General features: G+C 43.2%; 22 protein-coding genes and 1 pseudogene. 10 read left to right on the top strand and 13 right to left on the bottom strand.

What is annotated here, in order from left to right:
* Positions 1 to 131: 131 nt before the first annotated feature.
* A complete protein-coding gene (locus tag AB8613_RS02850; RefSeq protein ID WP_372384438.1) occupies positions 132 to 467 on the bottom strand; it encodes a hypothetical protein in 336 nt (111 codons plus the stop codon).
* Positions 468 to 1,211: 744 nt separating this feature from the next.
* Between AB8613_RS02850 and AB8613_RS02845 the strand changes: the two genes are divergently transcribed.
* A complete protein-coding gene (locus AB8613_RS02845; RefSeq protein WP_372384437.1) occupies positions 1,212 to 1,805 on the top strand; it encodes a type IV toxin-antitoxin system AbiEi family antitoxin domain-containing protein in 594 nt (197 codons plus the stop codon).
* Positions 1,806 to 1,874: 69 nt separating this feature from the next.
* On the opposite strand, the gene AB8613_RS02840 is transcribed toward AB8613_RS02845, so the two are convergent.
* The 3 genes from AB8613_RS02840 to AB8613_RS02830 all read right to left on the bottom strand — a co-directional run bounded on the left by AB8613_RS02840 (position 1,875) and on the right by AB8613_RS02830 (position 5,150).
* Complete coding sequence (locus AB8613_RS02840) at positions 1,875 to 2,714, bottom strand: hypothetical protein (RefSeq protein ID WP_372384436.1); 840 nt, start codon at positions 2,712 to 2,714, stop codon at positions 1,875 to 1,877.
* Between the two features lie 427 nt (positions 2,715 to 3,141).
* Complete coding sequence (locus tag AB8613_RS02835; RefSeq protein ID WP_372384435.1) at positions 3,142 to 4,677, bottom strand: relaxase/mobilization nuclease domain-containing protein; 1,536 nt, start codon at positions 4,675 to 4,677, stop codon at positions 3,142 to 3,144.
* Positions 4,674 to 5,150: a hypothetical protein gene (locus tag AB8613_RS02830; protein ID WP_372384434.1), complete on the bottom strand. Its 477-nt coding sequence runs from the start codon at positions 5,148 to 5,150 to the stop codon at positions 4,674 to 4,676. The genes AB8613_RS02835 and AB8613_RS02830 overlap by 4 nt, the downstream gene beginning before the upstream one ends.
* A 1,736-nt stretch (positions 5,151 to 6,886) precedes the next feature.
* Here AB8613_RS02830 and hisF point away from each other — a divergent pair.
* Positions 6,887 to 7,657 (top strand): imidazole glycerol phosphate synthase subunit HisF, encoded by a 771-nt coding sequence (gene hisF, locus AB8613_RS02825; RefSeq protein WP_050648833.1) that lies wholly within the window; start codon positions 6,887 to 6,889, stop codon positions 7,655 to 7,657.
* Positions 7,654 to 8,304: a bifunctional phosphoribosyl-AMP cyclohydrolase/phosphoribosyl-ATP diphosphatase HisIE gene (hisIE, locus tag AB8613_RS02820; RefSeq protein WP_146491859.1), complete on the top strand. Its 651-nt coding sequence runs from the start codon at positions 7,654 to 7,656 to the stop codon at positions 8,302 to 8,304. The genes hisF and hisIE overlap by 4 nt, the downstream gene beginning before the upstream one ends.
* Positions 8,305 to 8,486: 182 nt before the next feature.
* Here the strand turns inward: hisIE and AB8613_RS02815 are convergent, their stop codons facing one another.
* The 4 genes from AB8613_RS02815 to AB8613_RS02800 all read right to left on the bottom strand — a co-directional run bounded on the left by AB8613_RS02815 (position 8,487) and on the right by AB8613_RS02800 (position 11,771).
* Entirely contained in the window at positions 8,487 to 8,996 is a 510-nt protein-coding gene (locus AB8613_RS02815; protein WP_372384433.1) for a YchJ family protein, read from the bottom strand.
* Positions 8,997 to 9,123: 127 nt separating this feature from the next.
* Positions 9,124 to 10,341, bottom strand: coding sequence for an EAL and HDOD domain-containing protein (locus tag AB8613_RS02810; protein WP_285952928.1), 1,218 nt, complete (start codon positions 10,339 to 10,341; stop codon positions 9,124 to 9,126).
* A gap of 123 nt (positions 10,342 to 10,464) precedes the next feature.
* Positions 10,465 to 11,199 carry a UDP-2,3-diacylglucosamine diphosphatase gene (gene lpxH / locus AB8613_RS02805; RefSeq protein ID WP_372384432.1) on the bottom strand — a complete coding sequence of 245 codons (735 nt, stop codon included), beginning with the start codon at positions 11,197 to 11,199 and terminating at the stop codon, positions 10,465 to 10,467.
* Positions 11,200 to 11,276: 77 nt separating this feature from the next.
* A complete protein-coding gene (locus AB8613_RS02800) occupies positions 11,277 to 11,771 on the bottom strand; it encodes a peptidylprolyl isomerase (protein WP_017060275.1) in 495 nt (164 codons plus the stop codon).
* 190 nt (positions 11,772 to 11,961) lie between these two features.
* Between AB8613_RS02800 and cysS the strand changes: the two genes are divergently transcribed.
* Together cysS and AB8613_RS02790 are read left to right on the top strand one after the other, a co-directional pair.
* A complete protein-coding gene (cysS, locus tag AB8613_RS02795; protein ID WP_019824320.1) occupies positions 11,962 to 13,347 on the top strand; it encodes a cysteine--tRNA ligase in 1,386 nt (461 codons plus the stop codon).
* A gap of 97 nt (positions 13,348 to 13,444) precedes the next feature.
* Positions 13,445 to 14,023, top strand: coding sequence for a thymidine kinase (locus AB8613_RS02790; RefSeq protein ID WP_017060277.1), 579 nt, complete (start codon positions 13,445 to 13,447; stop codon positions 14,021 to 14,023).
* 105 nt (positions 14,024 to 14,128) lie between these two features.
* Here AB8613_RS02790 and AB8613_RS02785 read toward each other — a convergent pair whose 3' ends face one another.
* The 3 genes and pseudogenes from AB8613_RS02785 to AB8613_RS02775 form a co-directional block, all read right to left on the bottom strand.
* Entirely contained in the window at positions 14,129 to 14,794 is a 666-nt protein-coding gene (locus tag AB8613_RS02785; RefSeq protein ID WP_372384431.1) for a YdcF family protein, read from the bottom strand.
* Positions 14,787 to 15,640: pseudogene (locus tag AB8613_RS02780) on the bottom strand (NAD(P)H-binding protein). Before AB8613_RS02780 ends, AB8613_RS02785 begins: the two are co-directional and overlap by 8 nt.
* Before the next feature lie 114 nt (positions 15,641 to 15,754).
* Entirely contained in the window at positions 15,755 to 15,985 is a 231-nt protein-coding gene (locus AB8613_RS02775) for a TIGR02647 family protein (protein ID WP_017630468.1), read from the bottom strand.
* Positions 15,986 to 16,242: 257 nt separating this feature from the next.
* Here AB8613_RS02775 and AB8613_RS02770 point away from each other — a divergent pair, with 257 nt between their 5' ends.
* A complete protein-coding gene (locus AB8613_RS02770) occupies positions 16,243 to 17,550 on the top strand; it encodes an ATPase (RefSeq protein ID WP_146491864.1) in 1,308 nt (435 codons plus the stop codon).
* A 362-nt stretch (positions 17,551 to 17,912) separates the two neighbouring features.
* Positions 17,913 to 18,755, top strand: a complete 843-nt coding sequence (gene focA / locus AB8613_RS02765; protein ID WP_048614492.1) for a formate transporter FocA — start codon at positions 17,913 to 17,915, stop codon at positions 18,753 to 18,755.
* Between the two features lie 321 nt (positions 18,756 to 19,076).
* On the opposite strand, the gene AB8613_RS02760 is transcribed toward focA, so the two are convergent.
* Positions 19,077 to 19,871 (bottom strand): ABC transporter permease, encoded by a 795-nt coding sequence (locus AB8613_RS02760; RefSeq protein WP_146491865.1) that lies wholly within the window; start codon positions 19,869 to 19,871, stop codon positions 19,077 to 19,079.
* 436 nt (positions 19,872 to 20,307) lie between these two features.
* Between AB8613_RS02760 and torE the strand changes: the two genes are divergently transcribed.
* Genes torE through torA form a run of 3 tightly spaced genes read left to right on the top strand, consistent with a single transcriptional unit; the run spans position 20,308 to position 24,209 of the window.
* A complete protein-coding gene (gene torE, locus AB8613_RS02755; protein WP_008222628.1) occupies positions 20,308 to 20,490 on the top strand; it encodes a trimethylamine N-oxide reductase system protein TorE in 183 nt (60 codons plus the stop codon).
* A 50-nt stretch (positions 20,491 to 20,540) separates the two neighbouring features.
* The gene (torC, locus tag AB8613_RS02750; RefSeq protein WP_146491866.1) at positions 20,541 to 21,722 is read left to right on the top strand and encodes a pentaheme c-type cytochrome TorC; all 1,182 of its coding nucleotides are present in this window, start codon (positions 20,541 to 20,543) and stop codon (positions 21,720 to 21,722) included.
* Between the two features lie 24 nt (positions 21,723 to 21,746).
* Positions 21,747 to 24,209, top strand: coding sequence for a trimethylamine-N-oxide reductase TorA (gene torA / locus AB8613_RS02745; RefSeq protein WP_372384424.1), 2,463 nt, complete (start codon positions 21,747 to 21,749; stop codon positions 24,207 to 24,209).
* Positions 24,210 to 24,503: 294 nt separating this feature from the next.
* Here torA and AB8613_RS02740 read toward each other — a convergent pair whose 3' ends face one another.
* Complete coding sequence (locus AB8613_RS02740) at positions 24,504 to 25,718, bottom strand: putative manganese transporter (protein WP_372384422.1); 1,215 nt, start codon at positions 25,716 to 25,718, stop codon at positions 24,504 to 24,506.
* Positions 25,719 to 25,737: the final 19 nt, after the last annotated feature.

Raw genomic sequence — 25,737 nt, 5'->3', positions numbered from 1 at the left:
ATACACAACTAAACAATCACAGTATAGGTATGAGGAAATAGAATCGGGTCTGGATAGAGCCGATTTTGGGCAACTTATTTGAAAACTTGTATCGTTCGACAATTAAGCGACGGAATCAAAACTTATCCACCTTAGTTGTATTGAATAGCTTCAACCTGCTGCATGTATTCTTTTACTTGGGTGTGAATACATGTCGTTTTTTTGAGCAACATTTCTATCTCTTCAACTGTTAAGCTTTCGTCAACTCGCATTACTTTTTTGAAGGCAGAGTCATAGTTTTTATCAGCTAGTCGCTCATCTCTAAATCGTTTATAGCTAAATTTTTTGGATTCGTTGTGACTCCTGATGTAGGCAGAGAATGGTTTAGCCCACTCATCTAGGTACTTTCTAATACGAGCAACTTTTACGTATTTATCGCTAGTTTCTCTTAACATTAGTTGAAAACTTTCTTTATGTTCATTACTCATTCAGTTAGTCTCTTTTTAAATATTTTAAAAATAATGAGTTTCAGATTTGTGGATACTATGCTCTCTTTTTTTCATGTCAATAGTTCGCTGCTTTTTCTGTCGATAGGTTTTGGTAAAGTGGGTAAAGCTGTTTGGGCGACTGGCTGCTAAATAATAAAAGTTATAATAATTAAAATATATTAACTGATTGATTGAGTTTGCCCCTACCTTTTGCATGACTGATCGTTTACAAGATTCTGCTCAAGTAGGGTAGTGTAACTCGCTTGGTTCACGTTAAATGTGATCTGATTGATAGCAATAATGCTGTTGTGGCTACAAGCACTGTAACTGACAACCAAGTAAATTTTAGTTAAATATTGAGCCTTAACGGACTGAAAATAAAGACTATTATGCATGGTGCGGCGGGTGAGTAAGAGCCTGTTGTTATTTAGCATTCCCACGGAAAAGTGTGATTGTTTGGCAATTATTCACGGGAAAAAGTGTAGTAGTCGCCAGACTTTCCCACGGAAAAGTGTAGTAGTAAGTGAACTTTCCCAAGGAAAAGTGTAGTGGTCAGCAAACTTTCCCACGTAAAAGTGTAGTAGTCAGCAAACTTTCCCAAGGAAAAGTGCGGTGTTTTAAATTATTCCCACGGAAAAGTGTGGTGGTCAGAATTATTCCTATGCTGAAATTGCTAGATTAGGGTTGAAATGTGATACGTTTTGCTTAATATTATTGATAATGTCAGACAAAGAGTATCAATAGGTGAATCCACTACACCTGGAAAAGCTAAAGGAGCTATCCATATTTACTGCATCAGATGCAGCAAAACTCGGCATAACGCGAGCAGCTCTTTCTCGCGCCGTAAAAAAGGGGCACTTGGAAAGGTTACAAAGAGGGCTTTATGGCTATGTGGGGCGAGAAGAGTCGGAGATGCAGTCGTTTGCTGAAGTTGGAGCCAGAGCGAAAAATGGTGTTATTTGCCTTCTGTCAGCTCTCAGATACCATAATCTCACCACTCAAGCTCCTTTCGAAGTGTGGCTGCGCATTAAAAAAGGCGATAGGGCACCAAACATTAAATACCCAAGCATTCGAATCATTCGCAGTCGCGAGACTGAAGATTTCGGGGTTATATCCACACAGATTGATGGTGTTCCTGTGCTAGTTACAGATATCGAGCGAACAATCATTGATTGCTTTAAGTTCCGCAACAAAATTGGCATTGACGTTGCCATTGAGGCTCTTGCAGAAGCGAAGCGGGCCAACAAGCTGAATCAAGAGAGGCTGTGGGAGTGCGCTAAGCGCTATAGAATGACGAATGTAATGATGCCGTACTTGGAAGCCCTAAGTAAGCTCTGACAAGAAAGAGGGCCAGCGGCCCTCTGTGTTTGTTTTCAATTCTGTGCCGCCTGCGGCGAAGGGGTCGAGTTATTGTTGCTGCTTCTTCCTTCTTTCTTTCTCCTGCTCGTAAGCATCGCGACATTTAGATGAGGAGCTTTTCGATATCGGATCAAGCAGATCTTCATCGCAGTTTGCGAATCGTGCAGCTCTTATTTGGTCGAGCTCGGCCTTCTTCTGCGCTTTGGTTTTTTCTCCACCTTCTCTGTTTTTGCGACTTATGATGTCGTACTTTTTATCAACAGCTTCAGCGATTTCGTCGTTTTGATACTTCTCGATATTGAAGCCTTTTGATTCGTACCCCATATTCGCAAGAATAGACTCAAGCCTGGCAGCCGCTTGCTGGATGTCTTGCGCCTCGTTTGCTCTTAGCTCTGCAACACCTCTCTCTTCAACTTTACCGATCCATTCGCATAACTCATGAATTGGCTTTGCGCTGTTGTAAATCATGCTGCCGTCTTCGTACTCAAACTTTTCCCTGCGATCATCGAACTTTTGTGCTGCTAGTTGGTTGTGCAAAACAGCAAGCTCGCAAAGCGGTTTCATCTTTTCGAAGTAGTCGGATTTAAGGTGCATCAGCTCAGGGATAAAGTGCTCAGTTGCGAACCGCTCAAGCACTTCTTTTTTGCTAACTGGAACTTTGGTCAGCTCATGAAGCGGAATTTTGATAATGGAGTTGCTTTTGCCGCTATTGACCGTAGCCCTTACATGAAGTGTTGTCTTTTTGCTTTTCTTGGTAGATAGCTCTTCGATTGTGGTAACGGAAGGAAATACCTTGTCGTAAGTAATCCTAGCTACAGCTTCTTCTTTCTTATTTTCGGATGCTTCGATTTTTTGTTTTGCAGCCAAAATGCGTTCTTCGATATTCATAGTAATCACCGTTTATTATTATTAATTAGTTTATATGTATATATTTACATGTATTCGAAAATACGCCAACAAAATATTTGACAATCTGACAAAATAATATTAATTGATATTCTATTTTGTTCAAAAATAATATTTAAGAATTTTTGAATATTGGAAAAATGGCGGGGGGAATATGTTTTGTTGATTAAATTTAATTATTGGTTATAGTTTGAGAGTCCAAATATATATAAAAATTAATTAATGTCAGGCTGGGAAAATAAAATAGTATGTTTTTTGGAATATCAAATATAGTAGCTAATATTATTTATGCAAATAGAAGAAAGGCTCCAAGTTAATTATACTTCGATTTAAATTAATAGCTTATGATGGGTTGGTGACAAGAGAAAAGCCACCCGTAGGTGGCTAGAGTTAGAGGGAAGGGGAGTAGTCAGAAGTCGTAAGTGACCGTTTTGGCAGGGGAAGTGCTGTCTGACTTCTTGGGTTTTTGAGGTATGTTTTTTGGTAATTCAATGACCTCATGTTGAGACTCGGTGATGACTTCGTTATTAAGGTTGATGCCATGGAGCTGGATGTAACTCTCATCAGGGCTTAGTGCGTGCATCAATTCGCCGTTGTCATACATCTCTTTTGTTCTCAGTGGGTCAGGCTCATTCCATCCAAAGAACTCCCCAATCATCTCTATTAAGCATTCAGCAAATTTGCGGTTAATCATTGCCTCATATTCAGGCTTGGTCATTTTTCCCAGTCTCCTGAGAGCAGTCATTTTGATGCGTTGGCTAACGCAGTACCTGCCGTCTCTCCTGTGGACTTTGAAATTTTTTCGGTTAGGCTTCCTCATCCGTTTAGCGAAGAATTGCTCGTCCATCATTGCCTGAACATCGAATGCAACTTGAGCAAGAAGCTTGATGTCTTTGATCTTGGTGAATGCAATCACATCAGCCTCAAGACCGTCTCGCATTCGGGTTTCACGCTCCGAAAGTCCTTTGGCAGCGTTAAGTTGAGCTACCGTGATTTTGGTTAGGCGCTGTTGCATCTTTTTGAATCCAAACCTTCCTGAGCCGCCTAGCTTCGATGCAGAGCAGATGAAGTTTGGGCCACCTTCTTCAGTCTTGATTCTGTAAGTGATGCCCTTGACTTTACCCGCTTCTGTGAAGCTCATCTGGACGCCAACGCCCGCTTCTCTTAGTGCTAGCATCCATTCGCTGAGGCTGGGCTTGTAGTCTTCATTGAAGAGGTTTTCATGAATAGCATTGAGTCTTCTTACAATGTCGTTTTTGTGGGGCATTCGCTTCTTGTCTGATAGCTCCTGAGAGTTGTTTTGAACCATCTCGTATGAGCCGTCAGGTTGCTTGACTGGCTTCATGTCGTCGCCTGGGCTAGCTAGCCGAGTAAGGTTGAAATCCTTTTCAATTTGACGAACAATCTCGAAAGCTCTTGTGTGCTCCTGCCATTCGGGAACTACATTGTTTGTCATTAGGTCGATTCTTGAAGCGATGATGTGCACGTGCGGATTACTTTTTTTGTTGTGTAAGAACGAGATCCAGCGAGTGTTTTTGTAGCCAAGCTTCTGCATAAAATACTCAGTTGCTTTGGCCCAGTCATCTTCTGAAAGTAAGTCTTCTTCAGGAAGTGAGAGAACAAAGTGCTTCAGGGGCTTTTCGCAGCGCGGGTTGCGATTGTTAGCATCGATGAACTCATCAATGACATCGTCCCAGTTTTCGTTAATTGCCTTTGGTTTGAATATCATCTCATCTGCTGACTCAAGCTCGTTGGATGTGATATAGATGCTTTCAGATGCCTCTTTAGATTCAGCGGCGTAAATGAGAAGCTGGATGGCGTCCAGCTCCTGATCGTCTTCTACATCCTCAATAGGCTCATGGGTGCGTGATGCGTACCTGATGAGCCTTGTTGCGTCCTCGGCGGTTTGCCTGATGTTCTTGGGCATACACTCTTTAAAAATCATTGTAGCCCCCCTTTTGCTTCAATAGTCTCTCTGACTACATCTAGCTCATTTAGCGTGAGCTTGTTGATGGCAAGGGCCATGATGACGTCATTGCTTAAGTCGTTTTGGATTTCAGCTCTCAGTCTCCTGAGTTCTTTTGTGAGTTCGATGCCGCTGCGCACTAAGTGTCGCGCTTCGTCGTCACTGATAATTGACTTGTATGTGTTGATGTGACGCATAAGCTGGCCGTGATTGGAAAAGTGGCTTGAAGACATAGAGAGAAAGCCCTTGGTGAGCTGAGTGGTCTTTGGCACGGTATTGCCGATGATGCGGTCTCTACAGTACTCGGAGACTTTTTCGTAGCCCTGATCCTCTGCTCGCTTGCAAGCTAGATCGTGGACAGATTCTGTAACCCTGCATCTCAGGTCTTTAGTCTGTTTTTGGTCGGGGGCTTTGCGCGGTGCGCCGCCCCTCTTTTTATTAGTAGTGTTCATTCTGTTTACCTATTTAATTATTATTATTTTGAGGTTAGCATTTTCTGCTGTTTATTCTTATTATTGTTTGTAAATATTCTTCAAGTGCCACTGGCGGCACAACAACTGTCACTGGCGGCACTGAAAGTGCCATTCACGGCACCAAGGGTGCCCGTGGCTCCTGAGCGAAGCGAAATCAGCGCAAAACACGAAGTGGTTTTGTAAGAGCCTGCGGAGCACTAGCAGTTGGAAGGGCAGGAACGAAGTTCCGTGTCCCTGACAACTCCAGCTAGCTACCTATATTTCAATCAAAATAAGGCTTTTACTGAATAAAAACCTCTTCATATTGCTTAGCAGTGCACGTGTGCGCTGAAATATAAGCTCGCCAAGCCTTTGCTTTGACAGTGTGCGCTTTAATTTCTATATTTTTAAAGAGCGACTGGAATATTTTCCCTAGTCATATTTATATATTAAAACTAGTGTTTCTATTAATCAACTGACATCATATTTATTATCTGGTATGCTATTAAAACTTTTTCGCTAAATATGAGTTGCTCGAAAGTTTCCCCAAAAAATATGAGCGACGCACAAATGGTTAAGTATTTGTATTAAAAGTAAACATCAAAGTAATGCTTTTTTGGAGAATTTCACTTCATACCCAATAAATTAATTTAGTAATATTACAAATGAAGAAAGATGAATTGTGAGTAATGATTGCGGTACGGCTCAATCAACCAAAAAAGGTGGAAGGGTTGCGTATACAGAGTTCATTGCGCATCACGAAGATTTTTAAGAGGTAGAAGTCATGGCTACCACAATAGAGCTGACAGGATCACGAGTGCTCCCTTAGCCGCCTCTGGCGAATAGCTCGATGTTATCTCATTCGTCTTGCTTTTAGCTTTTGGAAGTATTCATCCAAGCCTTTTAAGTCTGCTCTATCTCTTCGCAGCTCGGAAATGCTCCGCTGGCTTAGAGCGACATATCGTGTCCAAACATATAAGTGCTACATTTGCTCATCGCGGAATCGATTGTTTCAATATCGATCTCAGAGGTGCCAGCTAAATGATGAAAACGTTGTGGTTTAATCTCGTGATTAAAACGCTCAACAACACCTCGAACTAACCTCTCTTCAATGAGTTGCTCAAACGTTTCTCTCATTCTTGAGTAAATGGTTTTAGCTTGATACTTATAATCATCTTGGGAAGCGCTGCTGCTTTCAGGGCCAAAACAAGATACTCCTTCAAAGCACCAATTGGTGACTTGGTTTTCATTGAGTCATGTGGTGGAACTCCGTGCAATGCTCGTAAGAGTTTTCTTCATCGTTAATGCCGTGATTGCTCTATTCCGTGCAAAGTGATAGCAACCAGATTTTCGGTGGAGTTCATAAACTAATAGCCCAACATTTTTTCAGTATTGATGTCTGTTAGTATCTTCTACGAAAGTATTTCACAACATCAAATATGCGCCTGATTTCGCTAGGACAGTGCCTATCTGATTCGTTTTTTCGGTAAGTATTTTGAGAGTGCACATAGCACATGAAATGGAAATCAAACTGCTATATAGTTAGTCAATCGGAGCCCTGAATGGGTATGAATAATTAGTCATTGCATGAATAGACACTGCATAAATCTCCAACTTTATAAGCCATGGTTTATACGAACTGTTGAAAATGTGATGAAAAATAATTTTAGAGGGAATTTAAGGCGTTGATAAAAAACAATCAAAATCAAACAGTTAAGTTGATAAAGAAAACCTCCTTGGCAAAGCGAATAATCCCTTGTTTGGATGTCCGTGATGGACAAGTGGTTAAGGGCGTTCAGTTCCGTAACCATGAAATTATTGGTGACATCGTTCCGCTAGCACAACGCTATGCAGAAGAGGGCGCCGATGAGCTGGTATTTTATGACATCACCGCATCAAGTGACGGTCGCGTGGTTGATAAGAGCTGGGTAAAACGCGTAGCAGAAGTGATCGATATTCCTTTCTGTGTGGCTGGTGGTATTAAATCTGCAGAAGATGCAGCGCGCATTCTTGAGTTTGGTGCGGATAAAGTGTCTATTAACTCACCGGCATTGGCTAATCCACAACTGATCACTGACCTTGCTGATAAGTTTGGCGTGCAGTGTATCGTTGTCGGTATCGACTCATACTTCGATAAAGAAACCGGTAAATATCAGGTTTACCAATTCACTGGCGATGAGGCGCGTACTAAAGCAACCAAATGGGAAACTAAAGATTGGGTGCAGGAAGTACAGAAACGTGGCGCAGGTGAGATTGTGTTAAATATGATGAACCAAGATGGCGTTCGTAATGGCTATGACATCGATCAGCTAAACATGGTGCGTGAAGTGTGTAATGTGCCGTTGATTGCCTCTGGTGGCGCGGGTGCAATGGAACACTTTGCTGAAGCCTATAAGAAGACCAACGTGGATGGGGCGTTAGCAGCTTCGGTATTCCACAAGCAAGTCATCAATATTGGTGAACTTAAACAGTATTTAAAACAACAAGATGTAGAGGTGCGACTATGAGTTTTGAAACCGCAAGCTTATCAAAAACAGAAGTAGGCGCATTGTCAGAGCGTATTAACTGGGAAAAAGTAGATGGCTTAGTGCCAGCTATTGTTCAAGATTACCAATCGAGCCAAGTTTTAATGATGGGGTACATGAACCCAGCAGCACTTGAGAAAACAGGTGAAACTGGCAATGTGACGTTTTTCTCTCGCACAAAAGAGCGCCTTTGGACGAAAGGTGAAACGTCAGGCAACGTATTGCAACTGCAAAACATCGCCTTGGACTGTGACAGCGACACTTTACTGATTAAGGTTAATCCCATTGGCCCAACATGCCACACAGGTACAACAACGTGTTGGGATGGAGACAAGCAAGAAGAGTCTCAGATGGTGTGGCTTCATCAGCTTGAGCAGCTATTGGCTGCCCGCAAGGACGCAGACCCTGAGTCTTCTTATACTGCCAGCCTATATGCCCGTGGCACCAAGCGTATTTCGCAAAAAGTGGGCGAAGAAGGCGTTGAAGTCGCGCTTGCGGCGACGTCGGGCGATAAGGCGGAATTAGTGTGTGAATCAGCAGATTTGATTTACCACCTAATGGTTCTTCTTCAAGACCAAGGCTTATCGATGAACGATGTGGTGAACAAATTAAAAGAGCGCCATAAGTAAGCTCTCTTTGGATTAATCGAACCACGTAACAGATAGATAAAGCCCCGTAAGCGTTGTCGTCTACGGGGCTTTTTAGCGTTCAACTCCTGAGTATATATTTTCACTTTTAGGCCTCGTCATTCCGAGGAGCCTAAGCGACATCAGGAATCTCTTCTATTAATCTGACTTCCTAGTTGTGCGAGTTACCCGCAGCACTTTTTATATTTCTTCCCACTACCACAAATGCACGGATCATTACGGCCGATCTTGAAGCTTTCAACCGTTTGGTTTAGGCGAGGATCGATTTCTGGTTCTGGTTGGCTTTGTTCTAGGAATTCACCGTCGATATAAAACCATAGGCCGTTTTTACGAACGAAACGCGAGCGCTCTTGCATACAGTACTGCGCGCCGTCTTCATTGAAGTAAGCTTTAAATTCAACAAAGCCTTCGTCTTGGTGCGAGCCTGCCGCGGTATCGATGACTTCTAAACCTGCCCAGTCACTGTCGATAGATTCGGCAATGCCTTCTCTTTGTGCTTCTGCATTGCAGCTAGGGTGATAAGTCGCAACAACATAGTCAACCAAACCCAGCACGTGTGCTGAATAACGAGAGCGCATTAATTGCTCTGGTGTTTCAACGGCACTGTGGTTAAGGTGCGCTGATTCACAGCACTGTTGGTAAGTATTGTTGCTACCGCATGGGCATAAAGACATAGTCAGGTCCTGTAAAAATGGCCTCTATTAAGAGGCCATGAATGAATGCGTGGGAGTTTACCAAGAAACGATCGCTCACCAAAGCTTAGTTTCTATTGAAACTATTAAAGCTATAGTACGAAGTATGTTATTTCAGGGCTGGAGCCAATAGCTCTTGGGCCCAAGTTGTCGCTTCGTCATAAGCTTGACCAAGTTGAGCTTCACTCAGTTTGAGAAGCTGGCGAATACGAGTCGCTTCATCCCAACGAGCTTGTTCATAAGCAACGACCATCGCCAATACAGCACCTAACACGCCTTTACGTTGAATTAAGGCTTGTTTGATCTCTACGTCTATCGGCACTGAATCGAGTACTTGTTTCAATGGTTGGTCAAAGAGTGAGTCCAATAGAGAGAACATACCAGTCAAAAAGGCTTGTCCAGGCTCAACCTTAACATTCATCTTTTCGACTAAGAGTTCACACTGACGTGCGCGTATTACCGCTAAACCATAAAGAGAGTCGGGCTTATCTTCTTTCGCGGATGCGATAGCCACTAGTGAAACGAACTTACGTAGCTTCTGTTCACCTAGGTAAATAAGCGCTTGGCGGAATGAACGAATTGTCGTTGCTGATCCTCCTGCGGAGTTTACGTACGTAAGCAGCTTATACGACATGGTCACATCAAGCGTAATTAAACGCTCTACTTCACCAAAATCGATAGGGTCGTGTGCAATCTCTTTTAACAGTTGAACGGTAGTCAGAAATGCAGGGTTGAGCGCACGGGTTTGGATCATCTCTGGTTTGCTAAAGAAGTAACCTTGAAAGTAGGTAAAGCCGGCTTTCTTCGCTTCTTGGTATTCTTCGTATGTCTCTACTTTTTCGGCAAGGAACGTGATATCTAGCCCTTTGAGAGAGTTCATAAACATCGCCGCTTTGGCAATTGGAGTCAAACGGATATCAAACTTGATAATCGAAACGAAGGGTAAGAAGCGTTTCCAAGCTTTACTTGGCACAAAATCGTCTAACGCGATCGTGTAACCCGCGTCATAGATTGTTTTGATTGCTTCAAGTAATTCGTCTGTTGGTTCGCAGTCTTCAAGAACCTCTACAACGAGGCTTTCTTTGGGGAACAGAGTAGGGACTAAGTTGATTAGGCTTGCGTAAGGGAAGTTTACGAACCCAAGCTTATCACCCAACGTATTATAGTGAGTTGATAAGAAGTGATCGGAAAGCAAACGGCTAGTAGCGAGCTCCGGCTCTACTTCAGGGAAAGTGTTCTTAGGACCGTCCCTGAATAGCAACTCGTAACCTATGGTTTTCTTGCTTGTATCGAGTATTGGTTGACGCGCTACGTATGAATATTTCAACTTGGTACTGTGTTCGGTTTATTTCTGGTAGAGAGATAATAGCTAATTCAGTAGAAATTACCATACACTTTCTAAGAAAGTCTGACCGACAATAATAATCAAACTGAAAGTTTAAGAGTGACGTTAAAAGCTATTGCTAAACGCTCGATTCTGTAGTTCAAAACTTTGCGGCGTGAACACCAGCACGGAACCTTGCGTATACCAATCGCCAAGTACGATACGGGTTTTAATGCAATTATTGGCACTGAATGTGTGGATGTCTGGACGATGAGTATGACCGTGGATCATCAGAGCGACATTGTTTCGTTCCATCACATCTTCAACTTCTTGCTGTGTCACATCCATGATGTCGAGAGACTTGGTCTGCTTGTCATCTTTGATATCAGATTGAACCTTCGAAACAATTTTCTTCTTGATGAAAAATGGAATTCGATTGAAGACCCATTGTAACCATGGCTGATGCACTTTTTCGCGGAAGGCGAGGTACTTTACATCTTCAGTACATAGCGTATCACCATGCAACACCACTGCTTTTTGCCCGTAGATATCGATTGTCGATACTTCGTCGAGAAGTTGAACGCCCGTTTGCTTGGCAAATTTTTTACCGACAAGGAAATCACGGTTCCCTTGAGTGAAGTAACAAGGTACGCCTGTTTTCACCAAATCGATAAACGCTTGGCGAATAGAAGTCGCGAACTCACTCTTGTCGTCGTCACCAATCCAGAATTCGAAAAGGTCGCCTAGCACGTATAGTGCATCTGCTTCGATGGCTTCCTTCCTCATAAAGGTTAAGAAGCAGTCTGTGATGTCTTGTCGTGACGGAGCAAGGTGCAAGTCTGATATAAAATATGTTTTCATAGGTCTAAAAAAAGGGAGCGATTCGCTCCCTATATCCTGATTTTATCGGCTCATCAATACTAACCGAAAGCGATGAATTAAGCTTCGATTGTAGTACCAGTGATGATCACTTCTTCTAGAGGTACGTCTTGGTGCATACCCATAGAACCAGTGCTAACACCTTTAATCTTGTTTACGATGTCCATGCCTTCAACAACTTCTGCGAATACACAGTAACCCCAACCGTCTAGGCTTTCGCTACGGAAGTTTAGGAAAGAGTTGTCGTTAACGTTGATGAAGAACTGAGAGCTCGCTGAATGCGGTTCCATAGTACGAGCCATTGCTAGCGTACCAACTTTGTTCGCAAGACCGTTGTTTGCTTCGTTCTTGATCGTTGCACGAGTCGCTTTTTCTTTAAGGCCAGAAGTCATGCCGCCGCCTTGAATCATGAAACCATCGATAACACGGTGGAATAGTGTGTTGTCGTAGAAACCGTCACGGCAATACTGTAGAAAGTTTGCGCTTGTTTCTGGTGCTTTTTCTTCATTAAGTTGAACTTTGATGTCACCAAAATTTGTGTGAAGGATGATCATGATTGTTACCTTACTGTCTTTTTAATATGAAAAGCGATTCTAGCCTAGTTTGATTGAGTTTCAAAATACGAAATCGTCAATAGATAACAAGGAGTTTAGCCGATTTGGTGGTGAAAGGTATTACCTATTAAGGTATGACTTGTTATACTGCGAGCTTATTTTTGATTAATCCATAAAATAGATAGAGATCATGCTGAAGATATATAACACGCTCACAAGACAGAAAGAGGAATTCAAACCAATTACAGCTGGCAAAGTCGGTATGTATGTCTGTGGGGTAACCATATACGATCTCTGTCATATTGGTCATGGTCGTACGTTCGTTTCTTTCGATGTAGTAACTCGCTACCTTCGTTACCTTGGCTACGATTTGAACTTCGTTCGTAACATCACAGATATCGATGATAAAATCATCAAACGCGCTAACGAAAACGGTGAGTCTTGTGACTCTCTGACTGAGCGTTTAATCGGTGAAATGCACGCAGACTTTGATGCATTGAACATGAAACGTCCTGACGTCGAGCCTCGTGCTACAGAATACATCACTGAAATCATCGAGCTTGTTGAAAAGCTGATAGAACGTGGTTTCGCTTACGTTGCAAGCAACGGCGACGTGATGTTCGAAGTAAAGAAATTCGACGAATACGGCAAGCTTTCTAAGCAAGACCTTGATCAGCTTCAAGCGGGTGCTCGAGTTGATATTGAATCTGCAAAACGTAGCCCATTAGACTTCGTTCTTTGGAAGATGTCTAAGCCTGGTGAACCTACATGGGAATCGCCATGGGGTCCGGGTCGTCCAGGTTGGCACATCGAATGTTCAGCAATGAATTCATCTATTCTTGGTAACCACTTTGATATCCACGGTGGTGGTTCAGATCTACAGTTCCCTCACCACGAGAACGAAATCGCACAGTCTTGCTGCGCTCACGGCACTCAGTATGTAAATACTTGGATGCACAGCGGTATGGTGATGGTAGACAAAGAGAAGATGTCTAAGTCACTTGGTAACTTCTTCACTATTCGTGATGTGCTAGCACATTACGATGCTGAAACGGTACGTTACTTCCTTATGTCTGGTCACTACCGTAGCCAGCTAAATTACAGCGAAGATAACCTAAACCAAGCTCGCGCATCACTAGAGCGTCTATACACGTCACTTCGTGGCCTAGACCTTACAGCAGCTCCTGCTGGTGGCGAAGAGTATGTGACTCGATTCTCTACAGCGATGAACGACGATTTCAACACGCCTGAAGCTTATTCAGTACTGTTTGAAATGGCTCGTGAAATCAACCGTATCAAGCCTGAAAGCATCGAAAAAGCGAGTGGACTTGGTGCATTGATGCGTGAACTAGCAGACATCATCGGTATTCTTCACCAAGAGCCAGAAGCCTTCCTACAAGGTGATGCGGCAGGTAATGACGATGAAGTGGCTGAAATCGAAGCGTTGATCAAACTGCGTAACGACTCTCGTGCTTCAAAGGATTGGGCAAACGCCGATCTTGCACGTGACAAGCTAAACGAGTTGGGTATTGTTCTGGAAGATGGCCCAGAAGGTACGACTTGGCGTCGTAAGTAAATCTTATAAAAAGGGCTGATTTTCAGCCCTTTTTTCTAGCACGAATTCTCTATTTTCACCTTTCTATCTTCAACTTTTAATTAACAGGAATATTTCTGTGGCTCAGATGTATTTTTATTACTCGGCAATGAATGCGGGTAAATCAACAACGCTTCTTCAATCTTCATTCAACTACCAAGAACGTGGCATGACGCCAGTGATCTTTACGGCAGCGTTGGACGACCGTTATGGTATCGGTAAAGTGAGCTCACGAATTGGTCTGCAATCTGAAGCTCAGCTGTTTAAAAATGACACCAACATGTTTGATGCGATCAAAAAGCTTAATGAGGAAGAAAAGCGTCATTGTGTTTTGATCGATGAGTGCCAATTTTTATCGAAGGAGCAGGTGTACCAATTAACAGAAGTGGTTGATAAACTGCACATCCCTGTACTTTGTTACGGCTTACGTACCGATTTCTTGGGTGAACTGTTTGAAGGTAGCCGTTACTTACTGTCTTGGGCAGATAAACTTGTTGAGCTTAAAACAATTTGTCACTGTGGCCGTAAAGCGAACATGGTAATCCGTACCGATGAGCACGGTGTCGCGATTGCTGAAGGCGACCAAGTGGCTATTGGTGGTAACGACAAATACGTTTCTGTTTGCCGCCTGCACTACAAAGAAGCGTTAGGTAAATAAGTCGATTTATAGTTCAGCTAGCTAAAACGAAAAACGGTGACCAAGTGTCACCGTTTTTGTTTATTGAGCCAGTGCTGTTTCTTTATTCCAATCAGAGCTTTTGATTTATTCGAATCCGAGCTTCTTCAACGCTTGATAAGCGTGATCAACGTCGTCGGGTATTGGCATTTCAATCTGAAACCCTTTATCTGGATAGGATTTGATTCGTTCATAATCAGCAATTAATGCACCTAACACCATGTTTAACGGCAACTCTTCGTTAAAGTAATCAACCCAATCCTGCCATTTTGAAGTCACCGTGACTTCTGTCGTTTCTTCAGGCCACTGTTTGCTAAAGGTAGCGTAGGTTCGTTTCTCCATGAAGGGCTTCTGAACTAAGGTTAGCCTCTTCGGCGATAACCCTTGCTCTGTCAGTAACTTATGAGTGAATCGTACATTTTCCCCAGTATTTGTTGCGTGTTTCTCTATGATAATGTCAGAGTCAGGCACACCACAATCTCGTGCGATAGAAGCGAATGTTTCAGCTTCTGAGCGTTCAAAGCTTCCTTCCGTAAAGCGTCCCACACCACCAGAAAAAACAATGTAAGGCGCGACCTTTTGGTTATACAGATCCGCTGCGTACTCAGCGACGCGAGTATCATTACTGCACAATACAAAGATACAGTCTGAAGGCGTAACCTTGTGACCCATAGACATAAAGTTCCAAAGGGTGTCGACTGAGCGATGCAGTTTTATGTTGGGATCTTTGTTAGCTATAGATTGTTCAGTCATGAAGTGCGTCCAGTGTGAATTCGAATTTAAATGAATAACCTAAGCCGAGAATCTTCTTTGAAGAGATCAGTTTGTCTGGGGTATCAACAACAGCGGGTAGAGGCTCACTGCTGTTGGCGCTTTTCAGTGCTGCGGCATAAAATTCCGCCTTACTTACTGTGTTTGGTGTTGTCACGTTAACCACTTCGTTGTGCAGTTGACTGATAGCGAAATCGACAGCGCCAATCGCGTCGTCAAGGTGCAGCATATTGGCTGGAGCTTGGGTGCTGACTTGTTTTAACTTGCTTGCAAAGCGTGATGGGTGACGGCTTGGGCCTATTAACCCACTAAAACGAAGAATGGTGTAGTCGATACCTGAATCAATCACTGACTGTTCAGCTTGCAGCATGATTCGCGCGTTATCGGAAAATAAAGACGCGTGCTCGTTATCTGAGGTTGAAAGGGCTAGCGATGCATCCAGTTCGTTCAACACACCCGGCTTGGTTGGGTATACCGTGGTTGAACTGACCATAATGAGCTTTTTAATGTTGGCCTTTTGGCATGCGTTGGTGAGCTGCTGCCAGTAGTCGGCATACTCTTGTCCGGCTCCTTTTCTAAAGCCAGGGGGAAGCTACCAATTACAATCTCAGTGTTGTTTTCGAGTAACAGTGAATAGAGTCGCCCGATAGTCTGTTCTGGCTCGGATGAATCAAAACTAAACACTTCACATGGGATTTGCTCGCTACCAATGGTGTTTGCTCCCGCTTGGGTCGTTTTCGTGACCACCACTCGGTTACCATGTTTTTCTAAATGTTCAGATAAAGGTGCACCTACCCATCCCGCACCGACAATAAATATAGAAGCCATGTGTTCCTCACAACTGCAAATTACGAATTTACAATAAGCCTAACAAACCTTTGGCCAAAAATGAAAAAACTCCACGGCCGAAGCGAGTGGAGTTTTTGCTAGTACAATAGAGCTTTATTTAAGTACGCGAAGCAGCTTGTCTGCACGCTCTGCCATCTCAATACCTTCATCTGTTAGGTAACCGCCGTCTGGCTGAGTACAAAGGTTTTTTTCGAATAGGCGCTTAACAGCGTCTTGAGTTTCTTGAGCAGCCTCTTGATGAACTTTAATTCCAGTAGCAGCACTACTTACATCAAATTGAAGAAGGAGGTTTAAATCAGCAATATGTTCAGCGTTGTACTTCATAATTAACCTATATATTCATAACGTTCTCTACCTTCACCTTAGTGCGCATTCTCGGCTCAGGCAATAGCAAATAAAGAGAATTGATAAGTGATACCAAATTGATTAATTAATCATCGAGTGATGAGTTTATTTTGTTTATATTGGGTGATTTGCACCCACTTAAATCATCAGTGATGTTTATTGCTAAGTGGTTGTAATATATTGTGACTAGAAATAATTTGCATTGAGCGAATATTGTATAAAAAGGATATGCATAAGTGAGAGCGAACAAAGTAGCATTAACGATCAGTATGCTATTTGCTATCTCAGGTTGTCAAAGCACACCCTCAGAGCAGACAGACGCGAACCAAAACACAAACAACAATAATGAATCTACAATAGAAGTCCGTTCATTTCAGTCTGTCCAAAGCGTTTACTCCGAATGGGAAGTTAAGCTTGAAGACCATGCTCAATTGTCTCTCTATGCACCAGAGAATTACAATGAACTATTAGACGCATGGGATGATGCTGAAAGCATTTATGCGGACTTATTGAAAGACGAAACTCGAATAACCAAGAGTTACTCCATTTTTTCGAGCCTAACTTACGCTGAAGCCTTCGATGAAAAAATCGCTTTGATCAAATCAAACTATGACTCGATCTTAGTGTTAAAGAAGAAGGCTGACCGAGTACTCGCTGATTCGATTGTCCAAATGGATTACCTAAAGTTCCTTGGCGCAGATACCATGTTTACCTCGAGCTATAAACGTTTGTATTCAGAATACAGTGAGTTGTTCGAGTATGTGCTGGTCGATGAGCTTGAAGACGCTCAAGAAGCGCAGGTCGAATTTCTTAACAATGCTCGTTTACTCGAAGTTAAAGTGGCGCATAAGAAATACATCGAACCTTTGAAGAACGAATTAGAGTTCTTGGAAGATGAAGATTTTGATGATGTTGCTCCGCTGACCTTTGCGAAGGCGACATCTCAAATTGCGTTGGCCGAAAGCCAAGTGAAAGCCAGCCCTCGTGAAAAGTCGATCATTGAAGACGCGGTTCACGCTGCAGAGTTTGAATTGAATCACGTGCGCAGTGTCGCTCATGAAGTCAAAGTGCTCGCGAGTGTAAAAGGCGACAAGTTCGAACAGTCGGTTTTGAATACTGAGAATCAGCTACTGAGCATTTCACAAATCGTCAATGATGAAGATTACCGTGATGTTGGGCTACGTCAGCAATCACAGAAGATTGTAGCGAGTGTTAAAGCGTTAAAAAACTCCGATATGACAGAGCTGTTAAAGTCAGAGATTGAAACTTTAACTGAGCAATTGGCTCTGCTGGAGTCTGAAAACCAGAAGCAAGCGCAGCAATTGTCTGAAGCAACCAAGCACAGTGAGTTTCTAGGTGAGCAGATTACGAAGAGTGATGCTCACATAAAAAGCTTAGAAGAGTTAGTGGATAGTTTGAAAAGCTTAGGTGGCAAAGTTGCCAACGAAAGTGACTCTGATGTGATGCCCCCGACTATTGAATCTAATTTAGAGGATGCAACCTTAGAACAATCATCAGAAGGAGTGATTGAACCTTCGGTTTAGTATCACTAATTTCTTTATTTGTGATTGAGTTAAAAGCGCCTAAGGGCGCTTTTTTGCGTTCTGTTGATCTATATCAAAATCTACAAATAAAAGCGCTCAGTGAGTCGTTATAGTGTACGTCATTCTTTTGGTTTTAATGTAACTTGTTGATATTTATAGGTGTGTTATTTTCTATGCTGATAACTAATCATTCAGCAGAGTTTTCTTTTTACTACTAAAGTCGTATGAATTTGGAATAACTCGGACTATTTGCTTTCAACAAGGCTGTGAGAGGCATTTTGAGCCTAAAATAGCTCTTGAATTCAGAAATGAAAGAGAGGATTATCGCGCTCCCGACGACATGTTTCAAAATGTAAATCATCATGAATCTAAACCAATTTGACTCATTATTACCGCCACAAATGGCTGAGCGCGCTGCAGATATTGGCGTAGGTAAAGCAACCAAAGACCCAATCAAATCTTTTCTCTTAGCGATTTCCGCTGGCATACATATCGGTATTGCGTTTGTGTTCTACACCATCGTAACGACCGGTGCTGGTGATTTGCCTTGGGGTATTACTCGCCTATTAGGTGGCCTTGCATTTAGCTTGGGCTTAATTCTCGTTGTTGTTACCGGTGGTGAGTTATTTACCAGCTCGGTGCTTACTCTGGTTGCTCGTGCAAGTGGCAAAATTACTTGGCGCACGCTCGTCAAGAACTGGGCTACGGTTTATGTAGGTAACTTGATTGGCGCATTGTTGCTGGTGGCATGTATGCTTCTGACCAAACAGTACATGTTTGACCATGGCCAGGTTGGTTTAAATGCAATGGCGATTTCCCAACACAAGATGCACCACGATTTTATCCAAGCTATCGCGCTTGGTATCATGTGTAATGTATTGGTTTGTATCGCGGTATGGATGACGTTTAGTGGACGTACACTGACCGACAAAATCGCAGTAATGATTTTACCTGTTGCGATGTTCGTATCGGCTGGTTTCGAGCACTGTATTGCGAATATGTTCCAAGTCCCTTTAGCTATCGGCATTAAAACATTTGCTCCAGCTGAATTCTGGACAATGACAGGCGCTAACCCAGCGGACTATGTTGACCTGAACATGATGGACTTTTTGATGAACAACTTGCTGCCCGTTACCATCGGTAACATCATTGGCGGTGGTATCTTTGTTGGTATGTGGTATTGGCTAATCTATTTACGTGACTAATTCAGTTTACGAGATTAGTTGAAGCTCAGTGACAATACTGAACTGACTTATGACATTTACCAGAAGACGGTCTGCATTGCAGGCCGTTTTTTATTTGTGGAAAACCTACTCACTCACTTCTCAAATTGTCATGTGAACGCTCAATAGTATTACTCAACGTATGTGTATATGTCTTTGAAAACACCGAAGGATCAACGGTAATGATCGTTCTTTGGGTGGAAATGGACAAAAAAGGATCTATATTGTTTTGGTTATCCACAATTTCTGTGGATAACCTGTCTCAAATTCAGTGAGTAACCAGGCCTCAAGGGAGTGGGGAGGTTATTTCGAAGGCTGTATTTTAGCGAGAACTCGTCCTTCTTTCGTCAAGCAATTCTTCAATGAAAGGTGAAGAGCAAGTGCCAAAGAGCAACTCATCATCACGAAAATAGCCAGCATGATCATCAGTTGATACTTAATCGCGATCATCGGTGACGCCCCACCAAGAATTTGTCCTGTCATCATTCCTGGTAGTGTCACTAAGCCTGTCGTAGCCATAGAAGCCATAATCGGAGACATCGCTTTCTGTATTGCATTACGTACAAAAGGCGAAGCTGCATAGCTTGGTGAGGCTCCTAACGCGATTGCCGCTTCATATTCTGATTTCTGCGTTTCAAAAGCATCAAACAGGTTCTGCAATGCCACTATATTACTGCTTAAGCTATTACCCAATAACATCCCTGCTATCGGGATAAGGTATTGCGCGTTAAAAACCGGTGTTGGTTTAATGATGAAAAAGCAGATGAACAAGACAATAGGTACACAAGTTACCGCAAGGCTAATGGCGACAGGAGCCAAAAGTAGGTTTCTTGGTAGCCTAGACTTTTCAACAATCGAGCTTGCTCCGACGATAATCATCGCAAGCAACCACAGTAAATTGACCCACAAGCTATTCAACGTGAACAGATATTCTAGGTAAAGACCAACGAGAAATAATTGAACAGCCATGCGAATTATGCTGATAGAAGCTTCTTTGCCAAGGCCGAGTTTTAATTTGTGGTTGATGGTAATGGGTAGCAAGAGAAGTGAGCTGAAGAACAATAACTGCCACCAAGATATATCAATAACGTCTTGCATAATGATTCCTTTTAAGTGGTCTCCATCATATCTGAAAGTACCAAATCATGCATTTCAACTGTAAAGTCACCAATTCTAAAAATGATCAATCATTTAACAAACAAAACACAAAATAGTGGTTGTTTGAGGCTTTTTTAGCTACTACTTAGTAGGTAAAAAGTTAAAATTGGTTGTCAGATGGTTGCGTGCATGTTGGTTTTTAACATTTGTGAAATATACTTAATTCTTCACATTTGTTAATACTTTTTAATAACTTTGTTTAACTGAAAACAAGTTTGGATGACCTCAAAAAAGTATTGATTAGCAAGGGTTATAACGGGGGATTTGATTGAACCCTACTTTGTGTATGGTCTAAAATTTGTTGTTAGATACTCAAGAACTTTAGCCCCATAGAATGGGTTACTCGAAATTACTAAATACAAAATAGGCAAAATGTATGAGTGATGTTAATAAAATTGAAACTGGCGAAAAACGCTCGTTGGAGTGGAAGTCTTTCCTCTTCATCGCGGTGGTTCTCTTTCCAATATTAAGTGTGGCTTTTGTAGGCGGTTACGGCTTCCTAGTTTGGGCACTGCAAGTGTTTGTATTCGGACCTCCTGGTGCTCACGGCGGCATGTAATGCCCTCTAGTAACAACATTTTTTAAAATCAATATTTAAGAGAGCTAAACATGAAATCATTTTTAGTTAAATTATGGCGCACAATGACTCGCCCTGCAGTACACATCAGTCTTGGTGTACTAACTATGGGTGGCTTTATCGCCGGTGTTATTTTCTGGGGCGGTTTCAATACAGCGCTAGAACACACAAATACAGAAGAGTTCTGTGTAAGCTGTCACACGATGCGTGACAACGTGTACGTAGAACTGCAAGAAACGGTTCACTGGAAAAACACTTCTGGTGTGCGTGCTACTTGTCCTGACTGTCACGTTCCACATGAATGGACAGCAAAAATCGCTCGTAAGATGCAAGCATCTAAAGAAGTATTCGCTCAAGTATTTGGTGACCTAGATACACCTGAGAAATTCGAAGCTCGTCGTATCGAACTGGCTAAACACGAATGGGATCGTTTCTCTTCGAACAAATCTCTAGAGTGTAAAAACTGTCACAACTACGATTCAATGGACTTCGAGAACATGCGCCCAACAGCGCGTATCCAGATGAAGAATGCAGCAGAACGTGATCAAAGCTGTGTTGACTGTCATAAAGGTATTGCTCACAACCTTCCAATGGATATGGCATCAGCAAGCGGCATTGTTGGCGAGCTAGAAAACGTAGCAAGCAGCACATCTTACACAAATGGTTCTGACGTGATCTCTATTCGTCACCTACCAATGTACACAGATGAAACAGCAACAGTAGAAGCGGGTCTACTAAGCCCTGCAAGTAAAGTTGCGGTTATCGACGAAAAAGGCGACATGATCAAGATTCAAATCGACGGTTGGCGTAAAGCGAAAGGCTTCGGACGTGTAATCCAAGAAGACTTCGGTATGAACATCTCAACTGCAATCTTGACGAAAGAAGTATCTCAAAGTGACGTTATCACTGTTGGTGAGAAGAAAGAAGATGAGCTTACTGGCCTTCCATGGGAAGAAGTTAACCTAGCACTTTGGATGAAGAAAGAGTCTATGGTTGATAACTTCGATCCAATCTGGAACGCAGCGGGTCAAGCGTACCAATCTAACTGTTCAACGTGTCACTCACAGCCAGATGAAGCTCACTTCAGCGCTAACGGTTGGGTAGGCATGCTAGATGGTATGATTGCGTTCGTTAACTTCGATACAGATACAGAAGCACTGGTTCTTAAGTATCTACAGAAGCACTCATCAGATTTTTCTGAAGGCCATCACTAATAAGACGTCAATTGGAGTAACACAATGGCAATTACAAGAAGAAGTTTTCTGAAAGGTGTCGCTACTACAAGTGCGGCATCGGTTATCGGTCCAAGCTTATTGGCGTCGGCATCAGCGTCTGCAGCAGAAACAGACGGTGCGTGGAAAGTCTCTGGTTCTCACTGGGGTGCATTCCGAGCTCGTGTTTATGCGGGTAAAGTACAAGAAATTAAACCTCTAGAAATCGATCAACACCCAACTGAGATGTTGAAAGGTATTAAAGGTATTATCTACAGCCCATCACGTGTGCGTTACCCAATGGTTCGCCTAGATTGGTTGAAGAAGCATAAATACAGCGCAGACACGCGTGGTAACAACCGTTTTATTCGTGTGACTTGGGATGAGGCACTAGACCTTGTTTACCGCGAGCTAGAGCGCGTACAGAAAGATTACGGTCCATGGGCGCTTCACACAGGTCAAACTGGTTGGAGACAAACGGGTCAGTTCCACAGCTGTACTAACCACATGCAACGTGCAATGGCACTTCACGGTTACTCTGTGAAGAAAATCGGTGACTACTCAACAGGTGCTGGTCAAACGATCATGCCTTACGTGTTAGGTTCTACTGAAGTTTACGCACAAGGTACATCTTGGGAACTTATCTTAGAAAACAGTGACAACATTGTTCTTTGGGGTAACGATCCAGTTAAAAACCTGCAAGTAGGTTGGACATGTGAGACTCACGAGTCGTTCGCATACCTAGAACAGCTGAAAGAAAAAGTTGCTAAGAAAGAGATCAACGTTGTTTCTGTTGACCCTGTTAAAAACAAAACAGGTCGTTACCTAGAAAACGCGCAAATGTACATCAACCCACAAACTGATGTGGCGTTCATGCTTGGTGTTGCTCACGTGCTTTACAACGAAGGCCTATACGACAAGAAGTTCATCGAAACTTACTGTCTAGGTTTTGAAGACTTTATCAAGTACGTTCAAGGTGAAACGAAAGATAAAGTTGAGAAGACACCTGAGTGGGCTTCTGCTATCTGTGGCGCAAGCGCGGACTCTATCCGTGACTTCGCTAAGATGCTGGTTAACGGTCGTACACAGATTCTTGTGGGTTGGAGTATCCAACGTCAAGAGCACGGTGAACAGCCTTACTGGATGTGTGCAGTTATCGCAGCAATGGTTGGCCAAATTGGTCTACCGGGCGGTGGTATCTCTTACGGTCACCACTACTCTGGTATCGGTGTATCTTCAACTGGCTTCGCTGCTCCGGGTTCTTTCCCGCTGAACATCGACCAAGGTCAATCACCTAAGTACACCAACACAGATTACAACGGCTACAGCCGCGTAATCCCAGTTGCTCGTTGGGTTGATAGCTTGCTAGAGCCTGGTAAGAAGATCAAAGCGAATGGTTCAACGGTAACACTACCTGATATCAAGATGATGGTATTTAGTGGTAACAACCCGTGGCACCACCACCAAGATCGCAACAAGATGCGTAAAGCATTCAAGAGCCTACAAACTGTAGTGGCTGTTGATTTTGCTTGGACTGCAACTTGTCGTCACTCTGACATCGTGCTTCCTGCATGTACTCAGTGGGAACGAAACGATATTGATGGTTATGGCGCATACTCTGGTCGTGGTTTGATCGCGATGCACAAGCTAGTGGATCCTCTGTTCCAGTCTAAGACTGACTTCGAGATCATGTCTAGCCTGACTAAGCGTTGGGGTCGTTACGACGATTACACGCGTGGTATGGACGAAATGCAGTGGGTTAAATCACTGTACGACGAATGTCGCGCTTCAAATGAAGGCAGCTTTGAAATGCCTGAATTTGCTGAGTTCTGGGAGAAAGGTTTCCTAGACTTCGGTAAAGGTAAGCCATGGACTCGTCACGCTTCATTCCGTGAAGATCCAGAGATCAACGCACTAGGTACACCTTCTGGTTTCATCGAAATCACAAGCCGTACTGTTGGCAATATGGGCTACGAGCACTGTCAAGAACACCCAATGTGGTTCGAGAAATCTGAACGTTCACACGGTGGTCCAGGCTCTGACAAACACCCGTACTGGCTACAATCTTGTCACCCAGACAAGCGTCTTCACTCTCAGATGTGTGAATCTGAAGAGTGGCGTGCGACTTACGCGGTACAAGGCCGTGAGCCAATCTACATCAACCCAGTAGATGCTAAGAAGAAAGGCATCAAAGATGGCGATGTAGTACGTGTGTTCAACGACCGTGGCCAACTACTAGCGGGTGCTGTTCTAATGGATAGCTATGCTCCTGGTGTTGTTCGTATCGAAGAAGGTGCTTGGTACGGTCCGATCAACGAGAAAGTGGGCGCGCTAGATACATACGGCGATCCAAACACACTGACTCAAGACATCGGTACGTCTGAACTTGCTCAAGCAACGTCAGCAAACACATGTTTGGTCGACTTCGAGAAGTTCCAAGGCAAGCTGCCTCCAGTAACTTCATTCGGTGGTCCAATCGAAGTTTCTTAAGCATCTCGCTTAAAAGCTAAGATTAAAGCTTGAATTAAAGCCCCTGTAAGCACTCTTACAGGGGCTTTTTGTATTTTAGATGTCTGTGTTAGTGTTTCTAAATAAGCATTGTAACAGGGCTAATAGAGGGCGTTTTGAGCAGGCTGTAACGCGCTGTTTGAGAGAGGTGGTAGAAGCAGTGAAGCAGGAAGGGAATGTAAAAAGAACCTGTGGAAAGACTTAAGCAGACGGAAACAAAAAGGCCGATACAAAGTACCGACCTTACAGAAGCCTATGTAGTTAACTCTGATCAAGTTAGATCTCAAACATAAACCAATAGCCATAAGCACAGATTAAAGCGGGCACACTTGAATACAAGGTTGCGACCAGTGCTGCTTTCGGTGCCATCGCAATCGCAGGGAATAGCGCATCTCCATCATTTGAAATTGCATTACCTACCTGAGCAGAAAGTGGAAGCGCACCTGAAAGGTAAAGGCTAGTCACCAATAATTGTGGTCCACAGCCCGGTAGCAAGCCCATCAGGACCCCTGCCAGGGGGAGCATAATGCCCCAGCTTGAGAATAGCGTCGCAAAATCCACATTTGCTAGCACAGAGCCAAATTCGAAGAAGAGAAAGGCAACTACAACCCACGCTGTGACAAAGTTGGTGTCTTGAGCGGTTTTTTGCAGTGGATGAGAGCCTAAACATTTCTCATCTTCACTTACTGCTGATTTGTAATCTTCAATTTCGCGAGTGAGACCCCATAGAAACATTGAGCTAATCAGTAAAATTGTTCCCGTCCATTCCATCGACATTTCAGGCAACGCGAGTAACTCGTTTACATCTACTTGGAAAGAGCCAAGTAAGGCCACTGCAGCGCCGGGAATAATGAGTACAGACCATAGGTAGCCTTGCAGGTTGATCGCCTTTTTAGATACGGATTCTTTGTCTTGGGATTGAGATGAGCAACTGCGAACGGCTTCATTTTGCTCAGCTTGTTTTGGACGTAAGAAGTCATCCGCATGGAATAGGTTAATGATTCGACCTGACGCAGTACCTACAATCACACCCATCGCCATCATAGCCAAACCCGTTTTGGGTTCACTTGCTATCAACAAGAAGGCGGCATCTCCCATGGTGGAGACAAGTACAGCAACTACCGCACCAAATCCGAGTTTTCCCGAGATAAATTGTGTGGTCACCACGATCGCACCGCCACAGCCGGGTAGCGCCCCCATAAGTGCTGCGAAGACAACTTGATTGGAGCGGGATTGATGGACGAGTTTGTTGAAGACGTTATCTTTGTTGATGTACAGGCTTAACCAGTGGTAAATCGCCAAGGTTAAAGCCACATAGCATGACACTGCCCAGAAGGCGTCAGATAAAGTAGTGACTGTCAGTTCTCGCGTAGCAGGCGCCGCAACCAATGCTGCAAGTGAGATAGGTAATAGTAGCCGTTTAAATGACAGTGAAAACTGAGTTGTTTTCGCAGCGCTACTGCTTGGTAAAAAAGAGATTAGTCGATCCATAGGTGTTACTCAAAATTAG

The sequence above is a fragment of the Vibrio sp. BS-M-Sm-2 genome, assembly GCF_041504345.1.
GTDB lineage: Bacteria > Pseudomonadota > Gammaproteobacteria > Enterobacterales > Vibrionaceae > Vibrio > Vibrio satsumensis.
This window is presented reverse-complemented; position numbering and strand designations above follow the sequence as displayed.

Bases quoted from the DNA above. Each gene is read 5' to 3' on its own strand.
- AB8613_RS02850 (WP_372384438.1), bottom strand. From the start codon at position 467: ATGAGTAATGAACATAAAGAAAGTTTTCAACTAATGTTAAGAGAAACT.
- AB8613_RS02840 (WP_372384436.1), bottom strand. From the start codon at position 2,714: ATGAATATCGAAGAACGCATTTTGGCTGCAAAACAAAAAATCGAAGCA.
- AB8613_RS02835 (WP_372384435.1), bottom strand. From the start codon at position 4,677: ATGATTTTTAAAGAGTGTATGCCCAAGAACATCAGGCAAACCGCCGAG.
- AB8613_RS02830 (WP_372384434.1), bottom strand. From the start codon at position 5,150: ATGAACACTACTAATAAAAAGAGGGGCGGCGCACCGCGCAAAGCCCCC.
- hisIE (WP_146491859.1), top strand. From the start codon at position 7,654: ATGAGTTTTGAAACCGCAAGCTTATCAAAAACAGAAGTAGGCGCATTG.
- AB8613_RS02815 (WP_372384433.1), bottom strand. From the start codon at position 8,996: ATGTCTTTATGCCCATGCGGTAGCAACAATACTTACCAACAGTGCTGT.
- lpxH (WP_372384432.1), bottom strand. From the start codon at position 11,199: ATGAAAACATATTTTATATCAGACTTGCACCTTGCTCCGTCACGACAA.
- AB8613_RS02800 (WP_017060275.1), bottom strand. From the start codon at position 11,771: ATGATCATCCTTCACACAAATTTTGGTGACATCAAAGTTCAACTTAAT.
- cysS (WP_019824320.1), top strand. From the start codon at position 11,962: ATGCTGAAGATATATAACACGCTCACAAGACAGAAAGAGGAATTCAAA.
- AB8613_RS02785 (WP_372384431.1), bottom strand. From the start codon at position 14,794: ATGACTGAACAATCTATAGCTAACAAAGATCCCAACATAAAACTGCAT.
- AB8613_RS02775 (WP_017630468.1), bottom strand. From the start codon at position 15,985: ATGAAGTACAACGCTGAACATATTGCTGATTTAAACCTCCTTCTTCAA.
- focA (WP_048614492.1), top strand. From the start codon at position 17,913: ATGAATCTAAACCAATTTGACTCATTATTACCGCCACAAATGGCTGAG.
- AB8613_RS02760 (WP_146491865.1), bottom strand. From the start codon at position 19,871: ATGCAAGACGTTATTGATATATCTTGGTGGCAGTTATTGTTCTTCAGC.
- torE (WP_008222628.1), top strand. From the start codon at position 20,308: ATGAGTGATGTTAATAAAATTGAAACTGGCGAAAAACGCTCGTTGGAG.
- torC (WP_146491866.1), top strand. From the start codon at position 20,541: ATGAAATCATTTTTAGTTAAATTATGGCGCACAATGACTCGCCCTGCA.
- torA (WP_372384424.1), top strand. From the start codon at position 21,747: ATGGCAATTACAAGAAGAAGTTTTCTGAAAGGTGTCGCTACTACAAGT.
- AB8613_RS02740 (WP_372384422.1), bottom strand. From the start codon at position 25,718: ATGGATCGACTAATCTCTTTTTTACCAAGCAGTAGCGCTGCGAAAACA.